We start from the raw sequence: 20,155 nt of genomic DNA, 5'->3' as shown, positions 1-20,155 counted from the left end.
CAGTATAATGACACTCGAAGCTTATAGCTGTGACGATCATCACTCTTTTCGAGATGTTGTGGTAACCTACTTCTCAGGTGGAATGAAGATTCATCATCTGAATCGTTATGCTAATTTATGGGTACACTCAGATTGAACCATACCGTGTTACTTTAGAACAGAAAAGGGGTTTCCATTGCGATTAATTTTGTTTATATTTAGATGGAAGCCTATGAGTTTGATTTAATTAAGGGAGAAATGAAGCATGACCACCGGTAAAGGGCCGCTTGACCAGCATTTTGATAATTTGGAGACGTTGGCAGAAGCGATCAGCGAAGTGCTGCGCTGTCCTATAACCATAGAGGATGCCAACCATCGGCTGGTTGCTTATAGCGCACATAACCGAGAAGCGGATGAAGCCCGCATTGCAACCATTATCGGTCGGCAAGTCCCGGAGAAAGTAGTCCAGAACTTATGGCGGCAGGGCATTATCCCCAAGTTGATGAAATCGGACGAACCGCTGCATATCGCCTCGATTTCTGAAATCGGTCTCAATGACCGTGTAGCGATAACGATCCGCAAAGACGGAGAAGTGCTTGGATATATTTGGGCAATTGAGGCCAACAACCATATAGATGCGGCCGGTTTGGAACTTCTGAAGAAAGCCGCTCAAATCGCGAAGCAAAAGCTGCTTCAAATCCAAAATCGAAAACGTAAACAAGAGGAAGGATTTCGCGATTTTTTCTGGCAGCTGTTAATCGGTCATCTGACCAGACCAGAGGCTATTAAGGAAAAAGCCGAACAAATTCGTCTTGTACTGCCACCTGCTTTTTACGTCATGGTATTCGAATTTCCCGAACCCATAGACGATCAGCAGCTTCAGCATATTCGTTATTCCATGTCCGTCACGCAGCGCATTATGGCGGTATGTCATGCCGTGGATCACCGCTATTTTATTCTCCTTGCTTCCCCGGCGGCATCCACGTCCTGGAAACAACACGCGGCTGCATTCATCGAAAGCTTTACCAAACAGATAAATGACCGTTTTCGGGTTTCATCCATTACTGGAGCGTGCGGATCCTTGTTCGAGGACTATAGCCGGGTAGAAACAAGCTATCGCGAGGCGTTAACCCTGCTGCGACTGAAAAAGATTTTTCCGGCTCAAGCTGGCGTTCATCATTATGAAGATCTGGGATTTTACCGCTTCCTCCCTCCCATTTACGAATACAAGCAAACCCACCGAATGGTAAACCGGCATTTGCAGCGCTTATACGAATACGACCGAGACCATAATGCGAATTTGACCGAGACGTTGGAAGCGTTTCTTTCCTGCGACAGCAACGCTAAAGACGCTGCTGCCGCACTTCACATACATACGAATACAATGAATTACCGCCTGGCCCGCATCGCCGAGATCGGAGATATCGATTTGAAAAACATGGATCAGAAAGTGGCGCTTTATATTGATTTAAAAACTAACAAATTGATTTCCTCTTAAACTGAGGATTGATCCTCAAGCTGCCCCGTTGTTATAAGCGTGTTGACGGTATTTGCAGAGCCTTTTTTCCGTCTTACGTAATACACGACGAGCAATATTGCAAACCACACCGGACCGATAATTAATGCAATCCGGGTGTCCGGGTTATATGCCATCAGCCCGACAACCATCACTAAGAAAGCAAGCACGGCGTACGAACTGTAAGGAGCAAACGGCATCTTGTACGCAAGCTTTTTCTGTTCCTCCGGGTTCTGCCGTTTGCGAAAACGAATCTGCGAGATCAAGATTACGGCCCATACCCATATGACCGCAAAGGTGGCGATACTGGTTACCCAAGTAAACACTTTTTCAGGCACGACATAATTTAACCCGACGCCGATAAGCAGGAAGAAAGCGGATACAATGATCGCCCGAGAAGGAACGCCCGAACGGGATAGCTTCTTAAAACCTGCCGGGGCTTCGCCTTGTTGGGCCAGATTATACAGCATCCGGCCATTGCTGAATATGCCGCTGTTGCAAGAGGAAAGCGCAGCGGTCACAACGACAAAGTTGATGATCCCTCCGGCATAAGGAATGCCGATTTTTTCAAAGGTCATGACGAAAGGGCTTCCGGTCAACCCAATTTCACTCCAAGGGTAAATCGACATGATTATTGTTAATGCGCCTACGTAAAATATCAAGATACGCCAGAACACATTGTTAATGGCACGAGTAAGCGTTTTCGTCGGATTTTTGACTTCACCGGCCGTGACTCCGATCATCTCAATTCCAAGATATGCGAACATGACCATCTGCAGCGACATCAAAACGCCCGTTGCCCCATGGGCGAAAAAGCCTCCATGCTTCCACAGGTTACTGAATCCGAGGGCCACTCCCCCGTTGCCGAAACCGAATGCGATCATCGCAATACCAATGGCTATCATAAACAAGACTGTAACGATTTTGATAAGTGCGAACCAAAACTCAAGTTCCCCGTAAGCCTTTACGGCAATCATGTTAACCAAGCTCATGATCACCAAAGCCGCTAATGCCCAAATCCAACGCGGCACCCCGGGAAACCAGAATTCCATGTAAATGCCGACCGCCGTAATTTCTGCCATACAAGTAACGACCCATATAAACCAATAGCTCCAGCCGGTCAAATATCCATAAACAGGTCCGATATAATCCCGCGCATAGCGGCTGAACGATCCGGCGACAGGTTGTTGTACAGCCATCTCTCCCAAAGCCCGCATAATAAAGAACATGGCCACGCCGCCGATCAAATAACCAAGCAAAATGGCCGGACCCGCTACTTTAATTGCGGATGCGGAACCAAGAAACAATCCTACTCCGATTGCAGCCCCGAGCGACATAAGCGTAATATGCTTTTGTTCGAGTCCTCTCTTTAATTCATTGTTGCTTTGCATGAATGTTCCTCCTCCCATAGTCTAAACTTGGTATGCGCTTTCATTTTTGCGGTTGATCTACCAGACAAATTGATCATATCATGATTGGTTTTAACGATGTTTGTTTTAAACCTCAAAAATAGGATCCACTTTTTGTGTTGTTTCACAAAACAAGGTCTTCTTCTGGGGTTGCTTTACTAATCGAAAAGCGTTGACATGCTTTCCGCCTGTCATGTCTCTTATTTGTTGAAAAACACAAACCTCCTCGATTCGTTTCATCTTCTTTCACGAAGAAAAGCGGTTACAAAATTTTATATACTCAACTTATCAAATCGATAAACATAAAATATTAGGAGGGCTTTCAATGATTATTGGTGTACCCAAAGAAATAAAAAACAACGAAAACCGGGTCGCAATGACGCCTGCCGGCGTATCCGCACTTGTACAAGCCGGACACACGGTGTATATTGAAACCGGTGCAGGTTTGGGAAGCGGCTTCACGAATGAACAATATGCTGCAACCGGCGCTATCATCTTGGATCAGGCTGGCCAGGTTTGGGAAAAATCCCAAATGATCATGAAAGTAAAGGAACCGATCGCATCCGAATACGGTTACTTCCGCGAAGGTCTCATCTTGTTCACGTATCTGCACTTGGCGGCTGACCCGGAATTGGCGGAGGCATTAACGAAATCAGGCGTTGTTTCCATTGCCTATGAGACGGTGGAAGTCAATCGCACGCTTCCTCTTTTGACACCGATGAGCGAGGTTGCCGGCAGAATGGCAACGCAAATCGGGGCACAGTTCCTGGAAAAGCCTTATGGCGGAAAAGGAGTGCTGCTTGCCGGCGTTCCTGGCGTAAGACGCGCAAAAGTAACCATCATCGGGGGCGGAGTTGTAGGGACGAATGCAGCTAAAATAGCGGTAGGCTTAGGCGCCGACGTCACGGTCATTGATTTGAGCGCAGAGCGGCTTCGCCAGCTGGACGATCAATTCGGACCGCAAATTCAAACGCTCATGTCCAATCCGTTCAATATTTTCGAAGCTGTTCAGCATTCCGATCTGGTGATCGGCGCTGTTCTTATCCCAGGCGCTAAAGCGCCTAAGCTGGTTAATGAAGACATAATCCGCTCGATGTCGCCTGGTTCGGTGGTCATCGATGTGGCCATTGACCAAGGCGGTATTTTTGAGACGGTGGACCGGATTACAACACACGATCAACCTACTTATGTCAAGCACGGTGTTGTCCATTATGCCGTAGCCAATATGCCGGGGGCAGTGCCGCGCACATCCACCATCGCTTTAACGAACGTTACGATTCCGTATGCGCTGCAAATAGCCAACAAGGGCGTTAGACGTGCCATCGCCGAAAATCAATCTTTGGCTAAAGGAGTTACAACCGCCGGCGGCGCGATCACGTATGAAGCAGTCGCCAAGGATCTGCAATATAATTATGTCCCTGCCGAGAAAGCGCTGGAAACAGTGGCCGCTCTATAACAGGATCACGCCTCTCCCCCTCTACAGGGGGGGAGTTTATTAATATCGAATTTCTTGCCTGAAAAGGAGATCCGCAATGCAGACCGTAAATCCAAAACCGAAACAGCTAATACCTGCAGGAGACTTGTTCCACAATAGCTATAGACCTACCAAGGCGGAAATATCGCTCGATGCCATTGCTTCGAATGCAGCGTACTTCCAATCGCTGCTGCAGCGTCCTTGCAAATGGATGGCGGTTGTAAAAGCGAACGGATACGGACATGGCGCAATAGAGACGGCAAAAGCGGCTTTAGAGGTTGGCGCCGATTATTTGGGCGTCGCTTTTTTGGATGAGGCGCTCCGGCTTCGTGTTAGTGGAATCGCGGCACCGATTCTTTTGCTTGGTTTTACTCCTAAGGAAGCCTTACGAACCGCCATCGTAAACGGGATCACATTGACTGTTTATGAGGATGATGTGATGGATACGGTTATCCGTGAAGCGGAAGCCTTGCAAGTGGAAGCTCGAATTCATCTGAAAATCGAAACCGGGATGAACCGTCTCGGAGTTACTTCGGTTAACGACGCTTTGCACCTTGCCCGTAAAACCGCCGATAGCAGGTATACGATACTGGAAGGCGCTTTTACGCATTTTGCGAATTCGGACCATTCCGATCCGGCCTATACGGAACAGCAATTTTCCAAGTTCCTTGCCTACCGCGAGGCATTCCGGGATGCAGGCATCAATCTGCCATTGTGGCATTGCTGCAATTCGGCAGCTGCAATCGCCTATCCTCATATGCATTTGGACATGGTTCGTGTAGGTATCAGCCTGTTCGGATTGAAGCCGTCCGGAAACGACATGTTTTCGAACGTTCCGCTGAAGCCTGCCATGCGGTTAATCTCTCAAGTCGTTTCGCTCAAAACGGTGCCCCAGTCCCAACCCATCGGCTATGGGTGTACGTATACTCCGAAAACGGATGCGCTTATTGCGACCATCCCGATCGGGTACGCAGACGGCTTGCCGAGGGTGCTCTCTAACACCGGAACTGCTATTGTACGCGGCCGACAAGCACCGATTGCCGGCAGGATCTGCATGGACCAGCTGATGCTGGATGTTACGGGCGTGCCGAATGTACAGGTCGGGGATGAGGTCCTTTTGTTCGGCTCGAATAAAGATCAAGTAACCGTCGACGATATCGCACGCATCGCCCAAACGATCCATTACGAGGTCGTTTGCGGTATCAGCACACGCGTTCCCAGGGTTTATGTAAAGCAAGACCGGATCATTTCCACGAACTTCATATGACATGACCATGGCTCATCCCCCTATTCCAAGCCAGGATAAACGGCTTCGCCGTCCTTGTCTTACAAGGACCAGCGCGTTTACCAAGGTTGATGCGAAGCTATAAGCTACGAAAACTTATAAATTCTTATAAACCAAAAAAACCGCGCGTCTGATTCGCGCGGTTGATCCGGATAAGAGGAGGGAATTGCACATTAGAATGTACTGGCTTTATGGGTAGAGGGACACCAACGGGACTTTCGGAAATAATCGATCATGACTTGAACGGCCTCATCCGATCGTATGTGGGTCAGCGCCTCGGCAGCGTAAGCCCTTACGTATCGATCTTCGTCCTCCAGCGCTCTGCTCAATGCGGGTACCGCCTTTCTCGCTTCCTGCTCCTGGCCTACTCTTAATAAAGACAAGGCTGCAGTATATCGTATTTTATGCCGGATATATTTTTGACTTTTTACATAAGCATCTGTATCCCCTTCTTCAACCGTATCGTCCTGCTCCAAGGCACGAATCAGCGCCGGTACAACGACACTCGACGGCTGACGGATCATGCCGAGAGCCTCGACCGCATTGCGCCGGACCCACGGGGAGCGATGCTCTAGTTGCTTGATGAGAGCAGGTACAGCTGCTCTGGCAGAGTAACTCATCATCCCGAGAGCAAAAGCCGCGTACCCTGCTCTGAGCTCATTCTCCGAATCCAGCTCCTGAATAAGCCCGGGAACCGCCGGCTCCCCGGCCGCAGCCAGCCCGTACGCCGCCCGCTTCGCCGACGCCTCCCCGCCCTGTCTAAGCACCTCCAGCAGGGAAGGAATGCCTTCGTGTCCGATTCGGGCTAATGCATAAGCGGCATTGAGCGCCGCCGGTTCAGCCGGATCATCGATCGCTTTTGCTAACGGCCCTACCGCTCTACGTGCGGATCCCCCCAATAGCCCCAGCCGATCAGCGGCATGCGTTCTTACTTTCGAGTCCTCATGGCCCAACTGCACGATGAAGGCATCGACCTGTGCATCCGGCTCAGCCTCTGAGGCTGCCGAATTTGGTGCAGCCCCCTCCCGTCCCCTCATCCAGTTCCATACATCATTCCAGATGACCCGATGAGGATGAAGGGTGTCGACGCCTTCCGGAAGTACCAACTCCGGTTTTTGATGATTCCAGCTTGGATATACCGGCGCCTGAAGCCGGACGAACTGAAACTTTAGCATGTACCGGTCGATGCCGGACAAATTGTGGGAAGCCCGATGCCACAAATCAAAATGCACCAGCACCATCGTCCCCGCTTTTCCGCAGGGCATTCGCATTTCACTATCGTCTCCCGGATAGGACTCATAATACTGCGAGCCCGGCATAATCCCCGTCGGTCCCATCTCTTCAGTCACGTCTTGCGTGTAGTAGAAGATGATCGCCCACCAGGGACGGTGGCTACGCATGGGGCTCCAGTACCCGTCCTTATGCCAGGCCTGCGGAGTGGGCTGGCCCGGGCGATTATAATGGCAGTGGCGGTGGGGATGCATATAATAGTCTTCGCCTAGCAGGCTCGTCAGCGCTCCCTTGACCTTCGGAGTGGTTAAGCATTTCTCGATCTGGGGGATTCTCGGCAATATATTGTTGCCCGGGTTCCCCTCTTCGGCGTAAACCTTCGCAATGTTTTCCAGAATAGATTGATGAAAGCCGGGAGGGAGATCGTTTTCCAGCACCAAATATCCCCTCGTAATAAAATGGGCCACCTGCTCGTCGGTTAACAAATGCTGTGTTTCCATGCTTAATCCACACCTTTCGTCGTCGCTTAATGGATTTGTTCTTCTGTAAGCAGCCTGCATGCCTCGTTACCCTTCTGTGTCAGCTGTTTCTGTAACTTCAATCTAACACAGCAGTTCTTTTGTGTATTTGAAGCCGAATCATCTATTTGCACAAATGTATGGTAAACTTAGAAAGTGCACCTTGGCCCGACTCGGCGTCTTTGGACTTACAAATACTGTAGGAGGTGAACTCTGCCCATGCCTAAGATGACGTCCCATATACCGCTTCACCCTTTTGTTTACTACGCCACCCGGTATCCATTCCAGCCCGGTCAGATCAGCGGTCCGCGAATTTGCTACAGCGCCTCCATCTACCTCATCGAGCAAGGAACCGGAAAGCTCGGGATGAACGGTATAACTTATATGATGAAACCGGGTACTCTCATATATATCCCAGCAGGAAAAGTCCACCGGTGGGAAGCGGATAGCTCAAGCCCGATGGTACATGTCTGCTGTTATTTTGACTGGAGATATGTCGATCGCTCCAGCCTGTCGCCTCTTGCGGCGCCTATTTGCTTTGACCTGCCCAAGCTTCAGAGTGAATACGTCGGACCAGCCTATCCTCTGGAGATCCACGAAATCACTTACATCGACAAAATCCAGGTGTGGGTTCATCTGTTCGAAGGGTTTTATAAGTCGAACGAGCTGGGCGATTCCCACCAATTTCGCCGGGATCTGAAGGTACAGGGGTATTTTCAGCTGTTTCTTGAGCATTTTCTGGAGCACACCCTCAGCGCACGTCACCGAATTGACCCAAGGATCTTCAAGCTGCTCGACCGGATGGAGCAGGATATTCTCAACGGACAGCTGAGGACAACCCAAGCCTACCAGGAGGAGCTGCAGCTTAGCAGAGGTTATTTCCATGAAATTTTCAAGAAAGCCACCGGCTTCACACCTACGCAGTATGTGCAGGTTTATCGGATCAGCTTGATTCAAGCGGATCTGCTCCAGACGGACCTCTCCGTTACGGAACTTGCGGAAAAGCACCATTTTGCCTCGATTCACTACTTATCCAGGCTGTTTCACAAAATGACCGGGGAGACGCCGACGGAGTACCGGGCGAGAAACAGGTAACGTGTGCGTTGCCGAGCACTGATTTTCTTGCAAGAGTGCTTAGGTATATCGTCCGGAGCCAGCAAAAAGGGAGAACTCGGCTCCCCCCTTCAGAATACCTTACTTTTTCTTAAACTTGGCATCGTAAGCGGTTTGGTAAATCTCCAGATAACGTTTCAAGTTCATGTTATCCAGATTCTTCACGTAAGCGTCCCAGCCTTTATCGAGATCGGCGTCTCCAGTGACGAAGCGCGCGATCATCTCCTTCACGTGATCGTTGATGACCTTATCGAGATCGGCCAGCTCCGAGGCTTGATCCGCTGTGAAGAACAGAGGCGGCAGCACCTTATCCACCGAAACCTTATATGGCTCCATCTTTTCCTTCGTTTCCTTGTACAGTGTCGGCTCAAGAGGTTGGTCGGGACTGGCCGCTTCGCCCAAACGAAGGTCGCTTGTGCGGTAGCTCGGGCCGGTTTGGCTCCAGTGCACGTTTTGCACCTGTCCCCAGCCTACCAGTTGCTTCCAGATCGCCGGCTTGCCGTTGATTCCGATTTCACCCTTCTCAGCCCAGCGGATTTCATTGCCGATGCGTCCCTGCACGGATCGCAACGTCGTTTCCTGGTTATACAAAAAGTCGGCTAAACGGAAAGCCGCTTCAGGATTTTTGGCGGATTTGGTAATAACATACTGGCCGTTGCTCACGGAATAAGGATTATAGGCGGCGATCTGAACGCCATTCGGCCCTTTTAACGGAGGTACGGCGACATATTGCAGCCAGCGTCCGCTTTTACCGTTGAGCGTGGCTACCGCACCCATATTATGCCCGGAGGATGCACCCAGAATCGGAACCTCGCTCTCCCCCATCTGCTTCAATTGGTTCGCATCCTGCGTGAAGGACAGCGGACTGATTAAGCCTTCGGAATAAAGCATCCGCAAATATTTCAAGCCTTCCTTAAATGCCGGTTTATTGAAGGAAACATCCACTTTCCCGTTATCCAGATACAGCCGTTTGTCAGCCGGGTTGTAGATGAACGAGTTCATCAGGAACGAATCCACGCCGTCCCGGAAGTTGATCGGGTCGCCGGCCATCGGAATTTCATCGGCCTTGCCGTTTCCGTTCGGGTCCTTCGTCTTGAAGGCCTTCAGTACCTGATAAAATTCCTCTGTCGTCGTCGGCATCTGGAGTCCGAGCTTATCCAGCCACGGCTTGTAAATCCACATTCTTTGGGACAAGAAGCAGTGGTAGCACTCGTTCACCTGCGGCAGCGCGTAAATGTTGCCGTCCGGCGCTGTGATCAGATCCTTGGAGCTCGGCGTTTCTTGAAACATACGCTTGGTCTCCACACCGTACTGATCGATCAATTTGTTGAGCGGAAGAAAGACCCCTTGAGTGCCGAAAATCATCATTTGGGTCGGAGACACGCCGAAGCCCATGATGACATCCGGGTAGTCGCCGCTGGAGAGAACCAGATTCAGCTTTTCCGTTGCCGATTTCTCCGGAGCTACCTCCCATTGGATATGAATATTCGTCTTTTCCTCCAGCCATTTGGTAAACTCGTTCGTGGCAAAATCCTCAACCGAACTGTTGCCCTTCACCAGCACCTTCAGGTTGACCTTCTCATTTACGATAGGAAACTGCCCGGCCGGATTAACGGCGCTTTTGCTTTTCGAGCCGGCCGTCTCGCCGCCTTTGCCCGAGTCCGAAGAACACCCGCTTAAGACGACTACGGCAAAGAGAAGAACGGACAAGATTAGCATTGACCATCTTTTCAAATGGAACCCTCCTCGTATTATCCTTTCAAAGAGCCGATCATGATGCCTTTGACGAAATACTTCTGCACAAACGGGTACGCAACCAGCAAAGGCAGCGTTGCAACGATAATGAGCGAGTATTTGAGCAGCTCCCGGAGTCCCTCCCTTCTGGCGATTTCTTGCACATCCGTCAGCATCGTGAGGTCTACGTCGTTTTGTACGAGAATATCCCGAAGCACGAGCTGGAGCGGATACAAGTTCTGATTCTTCAAGTAGATGAACGCATTGAAGAAAGAATTCCAATGGCCTACGGCATAGAACAACGTGATGACGGCGATAATGGGTCCGGACAGCGGAAGAATAATCCTCCAGACGAAATTAAAGTCGCTGCACCCGTCCAGTTGTGAAGCCTCTAGCAGTTCATCGGGAATGGTCGTTTGAAAATAGGTCCGGGTAATGATCATATTCCACACGCCGAGCGCTCCAGGCAGCAGCATCGCCCAAGTCGTATTCAGCAGTCCGAGATCCTTGACGATCAAATACGTCGGAATGAGGCCACCGGAGAACATCATCGTAAACACGAAGAAGAACATGAACACATTTTTACCGTAAAAATCTTTTCTCGCCAAAGGGTACGCCGCCAGAATGGTCATAACGACATTGATGATCGTGCCGACGACCGTATAATAAAGCGAATTCCGGAACCCGATCCAAATGAGCTTATGCTTGAATACGGCGCTGTACCCGTCAAGAGTCGGCTGAATGGGCCAGAGCCACACTTTACCGGCAATGACCGCTTGCGAGTCGCTGATTGAAGCGCTTGCAATATAGATCAAGGGATACAGGATAGTGATCAAAAATAAGGTTAGGACCGTGTAATTGATAACGGAAAACAGCCGGTCGCCTCTTGATTCTCTAACGGAATCCATTCGGTGCTCCTCCCTCCTTTACCATAGACTGTTTTGTTTCGTCTTTTGGGCTATCTTATTCACGATTACCAGAAGGATGAGGTTGATCACCGATTTGAATAAACCGATCGCCGAGGAATACGAGTAATTCATAGCCTGGGAAGCAAGGCCCACTTTATATACATAAGTGTCGATGACTTCGGAGGTCCTTAAATTGAGCGGATTTTGCATCAATAACACTTTCTCGAACCCGACGTCAAGCACATGGCCCGTATTCATGATCAGCATGATGATGGCAATCGGCATAATCCCCGGAAGATCGATGTGCCACATCCGCCGCAGCTTGCTCGCACCGTCCACTACCGCCGATTCGTGCAAGGCCGGGTCGATACTGGACAAGGCCGCCAAATAAATGATGCAGGAGAAGCCGACGCTCTGCCAAATACCTGACCAAACATAGATGGATTTGAAATATTCGGGGACGCCCATGAAGTTGATCGCTTCAAGTCCAAGCGCTTTAATGACGATATTGACGATGCCCCTTCGCGGGTCGAGCAGCTCAAGAATAATCCCGACCATGACGACTACAGAGATGAAATGCGGCGCGTAGGTAATCATTTGCACCGATTGCTTGAAGAGCTTGTTCTTCACATAATTGAGACTTAAGGCCAATATGATCGGGAACGGAAACCCGGCCAGCAGGCTGTAAAAGCTAAGTACGATTGTATTATTCATCAGACGCCAAAAATCGTACGAATTAAAGAACCGCGTAAAATGCTTTAACCCTACCCACTCGCTGCCCCAGATCCCTTTGGTTACGATGTAATTTTTGAATGCGATTTGGGCTCCGTACATCGGTATGTATTTAAAGATCAGGATATAAATGACCGGCAGCGCAATCAGCACGTACAGCTGCCAGACCTTCCGCATTTTCTTAAGCGGCGAGATCCGGTTTGCTTTCACATTACCGATGGCTTTGACCGCATTTGCTTCTTTTACCGCTTCCAGCGTAATCACCTCACCTCTTTACGATTTCACACGATAGGCTTCAAAATATTCCGGCAAAATATCCGTAGAAGCGCCAGGCCTTTGAGGCAAAATATAATAACCGTCCTTGACCGTAGCCGGTTCGGCGAAAATATGCCGGATCCACGGGATGTACTCCAGCATCAACGCACCCGGGGTCGAAGCGACCAAATGCTGGTGGATTTGCCCCATATCGCCGACATGCGGGCAGATCGGAAGATCGTACGCCGCAGCCAGACCAGCCACCTGAAGCCATTCCGTGATTCCCCCAACCCGGGTGACGTCCGCCTGCACGTATTCTACGGCGCCTTGATGGATATAATCGCGGAAAGCATACTTGGTGTACACGTGTTCACCGAGCGCGATCGGGATGTTAAGCTCCTCCGCCAGCTTCTTGTGCCCCAGAATATCATCAGGATTCAGCGGCTCCTCCAGCCAGTAGAGGTCGAACTCCTCCATTTTCTTCGCCCATGTCATCGCCGTATTGATGTTCCACTGCTGATTGACGTCGATCATTAGTATAATCTCGTCACCGATCGTTTGACGTACGGCCTTGACACGCTCGTAATCCTCCCGGGAATCCGGCTTTCCGACCTTCATCTTCACACCTGTAAAGCCCTGCTCGACGATATCCGCAACATCCTTCAGCAGTCGGTCCTTGCTCCAATTGAGCCATCCGCCGTTCGTATTGTAGGCTTTGATCCGTTTGGATTTATGACCGCCGAGATATTGCCATAACGGTTTGCCCGCCGCTTTGGCCATAATGTCCCAAAGGGCGATATCCACTGCAGCCAGCGCCATATGGGTCACGCCGGCCCGCCCGATCCAATGCATTTTGCCATAGCGCATCTCATCCCACAGCTCTTTGACCAAGAATGGATCCTTCCCGATCAGTAGAGGTGCATAATATCTGTCAATCGTTCGGGTGATCAGATCGTCGCCCTCCGCGCAGGTCCCGGTATATCCGCAGCCGACAATGCCCTCGTCTGTAAAAATACGCACGCCTGCCAGTCCCCAATGGGAAGCCGCATTGATCGCATCCGTAATAGGCGGCGTGATCGGTACATGAAGTATAAAGCTTTCCGCACGGGTGATCTTCATCTGTATAAAGTCCTCCTCCTCGCACGTATGAATACGTTTTCATTTGATGCTTAAAATGGATCGAGTAACGGATGATCCTTCTGAAGGATTAGCTCCCGATTCCGGAGATGCGATTGACGCAGGTGAATCTGCATTTTCTCGACCGATTGCTCGACATTTCGTTTTTTCAACGCGAGGATCACATCCCAATGCTCTTCCCATTCCTGCTCCACCAACTGGAGATGCATCTCCGGATTCAAGAGCGTCAAGTACCGATTGATCCGCTCGATATACATTTTGACCAGCTGCATCAGCATTTCATTGCCGCAATGCTTCAGGATTAAACCATGCAGACCCTCATTCATCAGATGCACGTAGGACAATTTCTCATCCAGAGTATCCAGCTTAGCGCTTTTCCATTGAAGCATATGGTCGTAGAGCTTCTGCAGCTCCTGCTCGCCCATCTCCTTCACCGATTTGCGGACCGCCAGACTTTCCAGTTCAATCCGGAGCTCAAAAATCTCATCCAGCTCCTGGAGACTCATGTGCATCACGAACATGCCCTTGAAGGGTACGGTCTTCACTAACCCTTCGGCGGCAAGGCGGGATAAAGCCTCGCGTACGGGAATATTGGAAACCTGGAGCTCCCGCGCCAGCTGGTCAATATTCACCTTCTCACCGGGCACAAGCGAACGGTTCATGATCTCTTCCTTGACGATCGAGTAAATCTCTTCAGTAAGAAGATGGCGCTTTAGTTTTTTCAATCCCCACACCTTTTCTCTTGAATTTATCATACACGATTTATTATATGTCTTATCTTACAAAGACAGCGCCAAGGCGTCAATGAAAGGTTTTGAATATTCAGATAACTTTTTGTCGAAAAACCCTTAATGTTTAATATAACTTAAAAAACTTGGTTTTTTTCCTTCTTAATTAACCCTCCCGTTTAACCGCAGGTAAGCTGCCGGTTTCATGCCGGCAGCTTCGTCCTGGTTGATTATTGAGCTATAGCTTCGGGTGGCAACGGTAGAACTCTTTTGTTCGGTCAGTCTCGTGAGGTTACATTATCATACATGCTTCATCCGCTCTTTGGGAGCGAATACTTGTCCCTGGCTAAAAGAGGTATGCTTTACGAAGAACCTTGTCAATCACCGAATAATCCATACCAAATATAGATAAATCCAAATCCGCCGGAAATGTGCGGTGTGACAGGTATGCCTTTTAGCGCAGCCATTCTGGCAACACGGGTATTCCTTATAAACCCTCCGTTGTACTGCAAATCAGGCTGTACCACTTGAGCGGTATCATGATCTATAATCCATCGGAACCGTCTTATACTGGTTTCTTGTTCTCCGAAGGCCAGCGGAATTTGAAGCGCATCCGCAACCTCCCTGGTATCTTCAAGATGCTCGAATGGACAAGGCTCTTCATAGAAGAAGGCGCCGATTTCCTCCAACATTTTGCCGTATTTGATAGCTTCAGGAGGATCATAAGAACCATTTCCGTCAGCATGTATGGTGAACTCATCACCGAACGTTTTGCGCGCCAAATAGATGAGCGTTTCGGAGCGCCCTTCGATGGAATCGGCATTTTTGCTCATCCGTCCGCCTACTTTGAATTTAACAGCCCTGGCACCCGTCTCAGCGATCTTCTGCTGCAGCACTTCAATCTCCTCTTCAGGCGTTGTGCCCCTAATGCCGCTTGCCACGTAAATAGGAATCTCGTTATCAAGCATGCTTGCCTCCACCCATGATATGCAGCACCACAGAGCAAGGCCGGACAGTTTATAGTTGCTTTGGTACACATAAACACCATCCAAAAGCTTTTCCAAATCTCTGGCATCCTTATCTATAAAGTAAGGGATGATCAGCTGCTTGAGCAGAGGATGTAGATAAGCTGCACGTTCGCTTGCCACAGCAACTCCTTCTGAGCCATCCTTCGATCGTGTCCGCAAGAAATATAATCCGTTGTTGAACAACAGCTCAATGGACTGTATGATCACCGGTGAAGTAATACCTTCCACATTTAAAACGGCGGAATTCGCCGCTTTTTCCAAATCTGCAACGGTGACGTTGCTTTTTGCTTGGGTAAGCGCGCTATCCAAATGTAAATAGGACAAGTCGTTATATGTGCTTACCATGTGTGTTCCTCCCGGAATTGTCTCTCAGTTAAAGTTGATTATAGCAATCGAGCATGGGGATCGATACACATATTTTGGGTATATTCCCACATATTTTTAGGTGTTGAATACAATTCTCTAAGCGTTGGTACTATTCATTTCGCTGCGGCGCAAAATGCTTCTACAAAAAAATAAAAGCCTGATTTCTCAAGCTTTTACTCTTTCACCCAACCCTATTTCGCTCCGCCAACCGCTTGCTCTGCACCACTACTATTTATTCAAACTCCATAACCCAATATTTTCCTCCCCCTTTATCTTCTTCAACAACTTTCTTCCAACCCTTACTCTCATAAAATTTCAACGCTTTGTGATTCTCAGATACGCACTTCAATCTTATTGGTTTATTCATTTTCTCTATAGAGGCAGCAAGCAGTTGTCCACCAACACCCTTACCAAAGAAATCGGGATGAACAAATAAATTATGAATAAAGTTATCCGGTAAGTATAAAGAAGCAAATCCAAGAATGCGAGTATTTTCCTCCGCTAAAAGTATATACTCATCTACAGTATGGTTATCAAAATCATCAAGAGACATTTTTTCTATATTCGCCCAGTGAAAATTATTACGGCGTGATTCTAGGTATATCATTCGCAGATCAGGGTAATCGAATTCATTTGCTACTCTAATATTCAAATGTTCACTCTCACTTTCGTTTTCAACTAGGTGTTTTAATCAGGATTGTCCGCTTTCGGTTCGGCAGTGATCATCCATGCTACACCATATTTATCAGTAAGGTCTCCATAATACAAGCCAAAAGGCTGCAGTTCAAAAGGATTTTTCACAATACCACCTGATGCTAGCTTTGCAAATGCTTCCCTAGCTTCAGATTCTGTTTTGTACGCATATTTAATGATACACCAGATCCTTGAGTAAATGGTTCAAATGAATCAGCCATGAAAATCGAATTTCCTCCGGCAACAACCAGACATAAATGTATGACTTTGTCCTTAAGCTCATGCTGTGCACCCGTTGCTTGTTCATGCGTCATTACAGACACTATCTCACCACCGAGTGATTGCGTATAGAACTCAGCTTGAGATCTCGCATCCTCCGATAAAAGAAAAGGCCTCAAATGTCCCATTGATTAAACATCCTTCCAATTTGAGTTTTAGAACGATCAAGCTAATTTTACAATATTTGCACATGTTCAACATGGAATTCCATCAGTTCATGGGCGGTTGGATTGATTTTTTCCCGTTCACGAATGCTTCCATCCCTCCAAATCGTTAAAATGAAATACTATCTTTGTATATCACTATAATAGTATCAAAATATCCAAAGTTGGCCTGAGAATATTTTATTATAATCAATTATCCTCATTGCAATTTTAATATCAATTGCAGGAAATCCATCCCTTTTTTCGTTAAAGCGCTGCCTTGCCTTCCTCGGCCAACATTCAGCAGATGATCCTGCTTTAGTATTTTCAGACGGTATCGGAGCTGCTGTTCGGTAATATGGTAACCAAGGGCTTGCATTTGGCGAACGATAAAATTCCTTCCGACAGCGTCATTAGCCTCTTTCAGAATCGTCAGAATGAGCTTGATCTCATCTATAAAGCCTTTACTGCCATACGATTGATAAATGATTTCCAGCTCGTGGCGCTTCGTATGCTCCGCCTCTTTGTATTCATAGACCTTCCCTTTAAAAAAAAGATGCTCCGGATAAACTACATCTTCGGCGATATGAGCCAAATATTCAATTGCGTTCTCCAGCTCCCTGATATTTCCTGGCCAGTGATAATCCAGCATTTGCTGCTGTGCTTCCCGAGAAATCGTGAAGAGCGGCCGCTTAAGTTCATGGCATATTTTTTTAATAAATCGCGAAATAAGTAAGACGATGTCTTCCTTTCGATCACGGAGAGGAGGAATAAATAAGGGCAATACGTTCAGCCTGTAAAATAGATCCGTACGAAACTCCCCGTCCCGTACCATTTGCTCCAAATTTCGATTAGTGGCTGCTATGACGCGTATATCAATCGGAATGACCCGATTGCCGCCTACTTTCATGATTTCTCTTTCCTGCAGCACCCTTAACAGCCTATTTTGAATGATACCCGAGGCATCGCCGATTTCATCGAGAAATACAGTTCCATTATGCGCCCGCTCAAATAAACCGACGTGCCCCCCTTTTCTTGCGCCGGTAAAAGCGCCCTCTTCATAGCCGAACAATTCGCTTTCCAACAGCGTTTCCGATATAGCCGCAAAATTAGCGCCTACAAACGGTTCCCAGCGCCTGGCCGATTCGTTATGAATGGCTTGAGCAAGCAGCTCCTTCCCTGTCCCCGACTCGCCAAGCAATAAAATAGTGGAATTGCTTTTGGCTATTTTTTTAGCGATCGCTAATATCTTTTTAAAGCTGCTGCTTGTCCCTGTAAGATGATCGAAGGTGTATTTGGCAACAAGCCCCTTGGTCAGCAGCTTTCTCCGATAATCGTGCTCGAGCTTGTTAATCTCGGAAGCTCTCCGAAATAGAACCAAATACCCAAAGTGGTTTCCTTCGATTCGAATATTCGTTTTACGGAAAAAGAAGGTTTGATTTTCCCAATTCATGACTTCTTCATTATCAAAAGGCATCTTGCAAATGATTTGATAGAACTGTAACGGCAGGCAGCTTTCCGCTCTCTGATCCATTATTTTTCTGCCCTGCAAATGCAATATTTCCAAAGCCTTATGATTCATATTGCGCAAATAATCTTTCTCATCTATCGCAATGACAGCGTCTTCAATCCGGTCGACGATCGCCTCCAATTGCTTGGAGAGAACGTTGGCTTTTTGAATTTCATTGCTCAAATCATTCGTTATGTAAACTATGGATTGGACGTAGCGGGCTGTCAGCTTTCGAAGATCTTTGCTTTCATAATCGAAGTGGGCATACATCTCTATCCAAGTAGATAAATCGATGACCCGTGCTCCGATATCGATAACTCTATCAATATGAGGCGGTACATGCATGGCTTCACCAGATGTTATGGCGACCTCAATATCCTCGGGGTATGTTCCTTCCGGATCATACGGATAAAATTGCAAATCAACGCCTGAGTCCTTCAAAAGCGCAATGGTCTCAATCGCCCTCTTTTTTCCGTCGGTGACGAGCAGCACCTTCATGCCTCTGGGCAGTTCAAGCATCTTGCGGATATGCATGAAATTAATCGTTCTATTGGCAATGATCACATCAGCTTCTTGGGGCAGATAGGGCTGAACTGCAGGTAATATGTTTGAACTGGACAACACGATTAAGGAATGCTCTGGGATCGGGTGGTAAGAAAGTTGGCTGACGGTGCGCCCTTCAATATGAAAATCCTCCGGAACGCCAAGCTCGTAACACTGATTCACAAAAGATTGGAGAGTATCGTTTAGTTTGGAAATAAACGTTATCGTGTTTTTGTGCATATGCCTGCCCACCTTCTTTATGGAACTCACCCGGATCGGATATATTCCTATTATGAATGGTGTGGCATCCTCATGTCCACTTCCCACTTAAGACCCGATTATTTTTTCCCTATTCAAAAGCCCCTTTAACGATGACCTTGCCATGCTCCATCATTTTATTGCCTTTGGCAAACACGGTCTCAATCTTCATATCCGTGTCCATGATCAAAATATCGGCATCGCTGTCCGCCTGCAGGCAACCTTTTTTAGGGTAAATGTCAAGCACGCGCGCTACGTTGGAAGTGAAAAATTGGATCGCCTGTTCGACCGCTACACCTTCATTTTTAACCAAATTTATTAGTACCAGGTGCGATGCGTCCAATACGCCTACACTCATCCCGATAATTTTGCCTTCGTTATTATATTTAGGAATGCTTCCGTTACCATCCGAGCTTACCGTCACATTTTGTATCGGAACCCCATCCTGAATACATTCCGCCAATGCTTGGCTTGGCTTAAATTTACTGCCCGGCGTTAATTCGGAAAATGAGGTGATGTCGATGCGTCCGCCCATTTTCGCAAATTGCTTCGCCTGCTCGAACAATTCTCTCGTTCTTGTTACATGCGTAGGAACGAATTGATCGATCGGAATATCTGTATTTTCGACAATGTTCATAATCATATCCAGCATATCCTTGCCCCGTCCCAGATGAACGTGAACCATGCCGGGCTTGCCGCTGAGCATGCCTGCTACTCGGGCTTCGGAAGCCATCCGGGCAAGCTCCTCTCTCGTACAGTTGGAATCGCGATGATCCGATATGGCCACCTTGACTCCGATCACTTTATCAATAAACATAATGTCTCTCGTAATGCCGCCTGTAAGGGTAACACTCGGCACCGAATAAGATCCAGTATGAATAAAGGTGGTTATCCCTTCTTCCTCCAGCCCTTTCGCTTTCGCGTACAACGATTCGATATGCCTTGTGGCACCGTCCGTACCCAGCAAACCTACGATAGTGGTTACCCCTGCCCGGATAACAGCAGATAAGACGAGCTCCGGGGTACGGCTGGCAAATCCGGTCTCCCCCCCTCCTCCAATGATGTGGACATGCTGATCGATAAGACCGGGTACGACCCATTTTCCTTTGGCATTAATCACTTCCACATCCAGTACGCTGCCGGAAATAGGTATTTCTTTTTCAATTTTCGCAATGCTGCTTCCGATCATGAGTACATCTTGCTCACCCAAATACTCAGGTGCATAAACGGTACCATTCTTGATTAAGGTCGCTTTCATAAATGACTTATCCTCCCAGTATATTCAGTCAATAAACTGCCTCTTTCATCAGCCGGTAG

16 protein-coding genes are annotated in these 20,155 nt (G+C 48.2%); 4 read left to right on the top strand and 12 right to left on the bottom strand.

Annotation, left to right across the window (positions count from 1 at the left end):
• The first annotated feature begins 244 nt into the window (after positions 1-244).
• A complete protein-coding gene (locus O9H85_RS23105; RefSeq protein WP_269883782.1) occupies positions 245-1,477 on the top strand; it encodes a PucR family transcriptional regulator in 1,233 nt (410 codons plus the stop codon).
• On the opposite strand, the gene O9H85_RS23100 is transcribed toward O9H85_RS23105, so the two are convergent.
• The gene (locus O9H85_RS23100; protein WP_269883781.1) at positions 1,474-2,886 is read right to left on the bottom strand and encodes an amino acid permease; all 1,413 of its coding nucleotides are present in this window, start codon (positions 2,884-2,886) and stop codon (positions 1,474-1,476) included. The genes O9H85_RS23105 and O9H85_RS23100 overlap by 4 nt on opposite strands.
• Before the next feature lie 343 nt (positions 2,887-3,229).
• On the opposite strand from O9H85_RS23100, the gene ald reads away from it, so the two are divergent.
• A complete protein-coding gene (ald, locus tag O9H85_RS23095; RefSeq protein WP_269883780.1) occupies positions 3,230-4,360 on the top strand; it encodes an alanine dehydrogenase in 1,131 nt (376 codons plus the stop codon).
• A gap of 76 nt (positions 4,361-4,436) precedes the next feature.
• Positions 4,437-5,645, top strand: coding sequence for an alanine racemase (alr, locus tag O9H85_RS23090; protein WP_269883779.1), 1,209 nt, complete (start codon positions 4,437-4,439; stop codon positions 5,643-5,645).
• Positions 5,646-5,836: 191 nt separating this feature from the next.
• Here alr and O9H85_RS23085 read toward each other — a convergent pair whose 3' ends face one another.
• A complete protein-coding gene (locus tag O9H85_RS23085) occupies positions 5,837-7,393 on the bottom strand; it encodes a HEAT repeat domain-containing protein (protein WP_269883778.1) in 1,557 nt (518 codons plus the stop codon).
• Between the two features lie 237 nt (positions 7,394-7,630).
• On the opposite strand from O9H85_RS23085, the gene O9H85_RS23080 reads away from it, so the two are divergent.
• Positions 7,631-8,506 carry a helix-turn-helix domain-containing protein gene (locus tag O9H85_RS23080; RefSeq protein ID WP_269883777.1) on the top strand — a complete coding sequence of 292 codons (876 nt, stop codon included), beginning with the start codon at positions 7,631-7,633 and terminating at the stop codon, positions 8,504-8,506.
• A gap of 99 nt (positions 8,507-8,605) precedes the next feature.
• On the opposite strand, the gene O9H85_RS23075 is transcribed toward O9H85_RS23080, so the two are convergent.
• The 10 genes from O9H85_RS23075 to iadA form a co-directional block, all read right to left on the bottom strand.
• Positions 8,606-10,258 (bottom strand): ABC transporter substrate-binding protein, encoded by a 1,653-nt coding sequence (locus O9H85_RS23075; RefSeq protein WP_269883776.1) that lies wholly within the window; start codon positions 10,256-10,258, stop codon positions 8,606-8,608.
• A gap of 17 nt (positions 10,259-10,275) precedes the next feature.
• Positions 10,276-11,166 (bottom strand): carbohydrate ABC transporter permease, encoded by an 891-nt coding sequence (locus O9H85_RS23070; protein ID WP_269883775.1) that lies wholly within the window; start codon positions 11,164-11,166, stop codon positions 10,276-10,278.
• 18 nt (positions 11,167-11,184) lie between these two features.
• Complete coding sequence (locus O9H85_RS23065; RefSeq protein WP_409348188.1) at positions 11,185-12,000, bottom strand: ABC transporter permease; 816 nt, start codon at positions 11,998-12,000, stop codon at positions 11,185-11,187.
• Between the two features lie 171 nt (positions 12,001-12,171).
• Positions 12,172-13,272 carry a mandelate racemase/muconate lactonizing enzyme family protein gene (locus O9H85_RS23060; protein WP_269883774.1) on the bottom strand — a complete coding sequence of 367 codons (1,101 nt, stop codon included), beginning with the start codon at positions 13,270-13,272 and terminating at the stop codon, positions 12,172-12,174.
• A gap of 50 nt (positions 13,273-13,322) precedes the next feature.
• The gene (locus tag O9H85_RS23055) at positions 13,323-14,015 is read right to left on the bottom strand and encodes a GntR family transcriptional regulator (protein ID WP_269883773.1); all 693 of its coding nucleotides are present in this window, start codon (positions 14,013-14,015) and stop codon (positions 13,323-13,325) included.
• Between the two features lie 380 nt (positions 14,016-14,395).
• Positions 14,396-15,391: a mandelate racemase/muconate lactonizing enzyme family protein gene (locus O9H85_RS23050; protein ID WP_269883772.1), complete on the bottom strand. Its 996-nt coding sequence runs from the start codon at positions 15,389-15,391 to the stop codon at positions 14,396-14,398.
• Between the two features lie 253 nt (positions 15,392-15,644).
• On the bottom strand, positions 15,645-16,064 hold the full coding sequence (locus tag O9H85_RS23045) for a GNAT family N-acetyltransferase (protein ID WP_269883771.1): 420 nt from the start codon (positions 16,062-16,064) through the stop codon (positions 15,645-15,647).
• A 163-nt stretch (positions 16,065-16,227) separates the two neighbouring features.
• Positions 16,228-16,512, bottom strand: coding sequence for a VOC family protein (locus O9H85_RS23040; RefSeq protein ID WP_333474245.1), 285 nt, complete (start codon positions 16,510-16,512; stop codon positions 16,228-16,230).
• Between the two features lie 235 nt (positions 16,513-16,747).
• Positions 16,748-18,820 carry a sigma-54 interaction domain-containing protein gene (locus O9H85_RS23035; RefSeq protein ID WP_269883770.1) on the bottom strand — a complete coding sequence of 691 codons (2,073 nt, stop codon included), beginning with the start codon at positions 18,818-18,820 and terminating at the stop codon, positions 16,748-16,750.
• A 109-nt stretch (positions 18,821-18,929) separates the two neighbouring features.
• Entirely contained in the window at positions 18,930-20,096 is a 1,167-nt protein-coding gene (iadA, locus tag O9H85_RS23030; protein ID WP_269883769.1) for a beta-aspartyl-peptidase, read from the bottom strand.
• Positions 20,097-20,155: the final 59 nt, after the last annotated feature.

This window comes from Paenibacillus gyeongsangnamensis (assembly GCF_027533625.1).
GTDB lineage: Bacteria > Bacillota > Bacilli > Paenibacillales > NBRC-103111 > Paenibacillus_G > Paenibacillus_G gyeongsangnamensis.
The sequence above is the reverse complement of the archived record's forward strand: the minus strand, read 5'-3'. Positions and strand labels throughout refer to the sequence as shown.

Coding starts and splice junctions, on each gene's coding strand:
- O9H85_RS23035 (WP_269883770.1), bottom strand. CDS start 18,820: ATGCACAAAAACACGATAACGTTTATTTCCAAACTAAACGATACTCTC.
- O9H85_RS23040 (WP_333474245.1), bottom strand. CDS start 16,512: ATGGGACATTTGAGGCCTTTTCTTTTATCGGAGGATGCGAGATCTCAA.
- alr (WP_269883779.1), top strand. CDS start 4,437: ATGCAGACCGTAAATCCAAAACCGAAACAGCTAATACCTGCAGGAGAC.
- iadA (WP_269883769.1), bottom strand. CDS start 20,096: ATGAAAGCGACCTTAATCAAGAATGGTACCGTTTATGCACCTGAGTAT.
- O9H85_RS23070 (WP_269883775.1), bottom strand. CDS start 11,166: ATGGATTCCGTTAGAGAATCAAGAGGCGACCGGCTGTTTTCCGTTATC.
- O9H85_RS23065 (WP_409348188.1), bottom strand. CDS start 12,000: ATGTACGGAGCCCAAATCGCATTCAAAAATTACATCGTAACCAAAGGG.
- O9H85_RS23060 (WP_269883774.1), bottom strand. CDS start 13,272: ATGAAGATCACCCGTGCGGAAAGCTTTATACTTCATGTACCGATCACG.
- O9H85_RS23085 (WP_269883778.1), bottom strand. CDS start 7,393: ATGGAAACACAGCATTTGTTAACCGACGAGCAGGTGGCCCATTTTATT.
- O9H85_RS23105 (WP_269883782.1), top strand. CDS start 245: ATGACCACCGGTAAAGGGCCGCTTGACCAGCATTTTGATAATTTGGAG.
- O9H85_RS23050 (WP_269883772.1), bottom strand. CDS start 15,391: ATGGTAAGCACATATAACGACTTGTCCTATTTACATTTGGATAGCGCG.
- O9H85_RS23080 (WP_269883777.1), top strand. CDS start 7,631: ATGCCTAAGATGACGTCCCATATACCGCTTCACCCTTTTGTTTACTAC.
- O9H85_RS23100 (WP_269883781.1), bottom strand. CDS start 2,886: ATGCAAAGCAACAATGAATTAAAGAGAGGACTCGAACAAAAGCATATT.
- ald (WP_269883780.1), top strand. CDS start 3,230: ATGATTATTGGTGTACCCAAAGAAATAAAAAACAACGAAAACCGGGTC.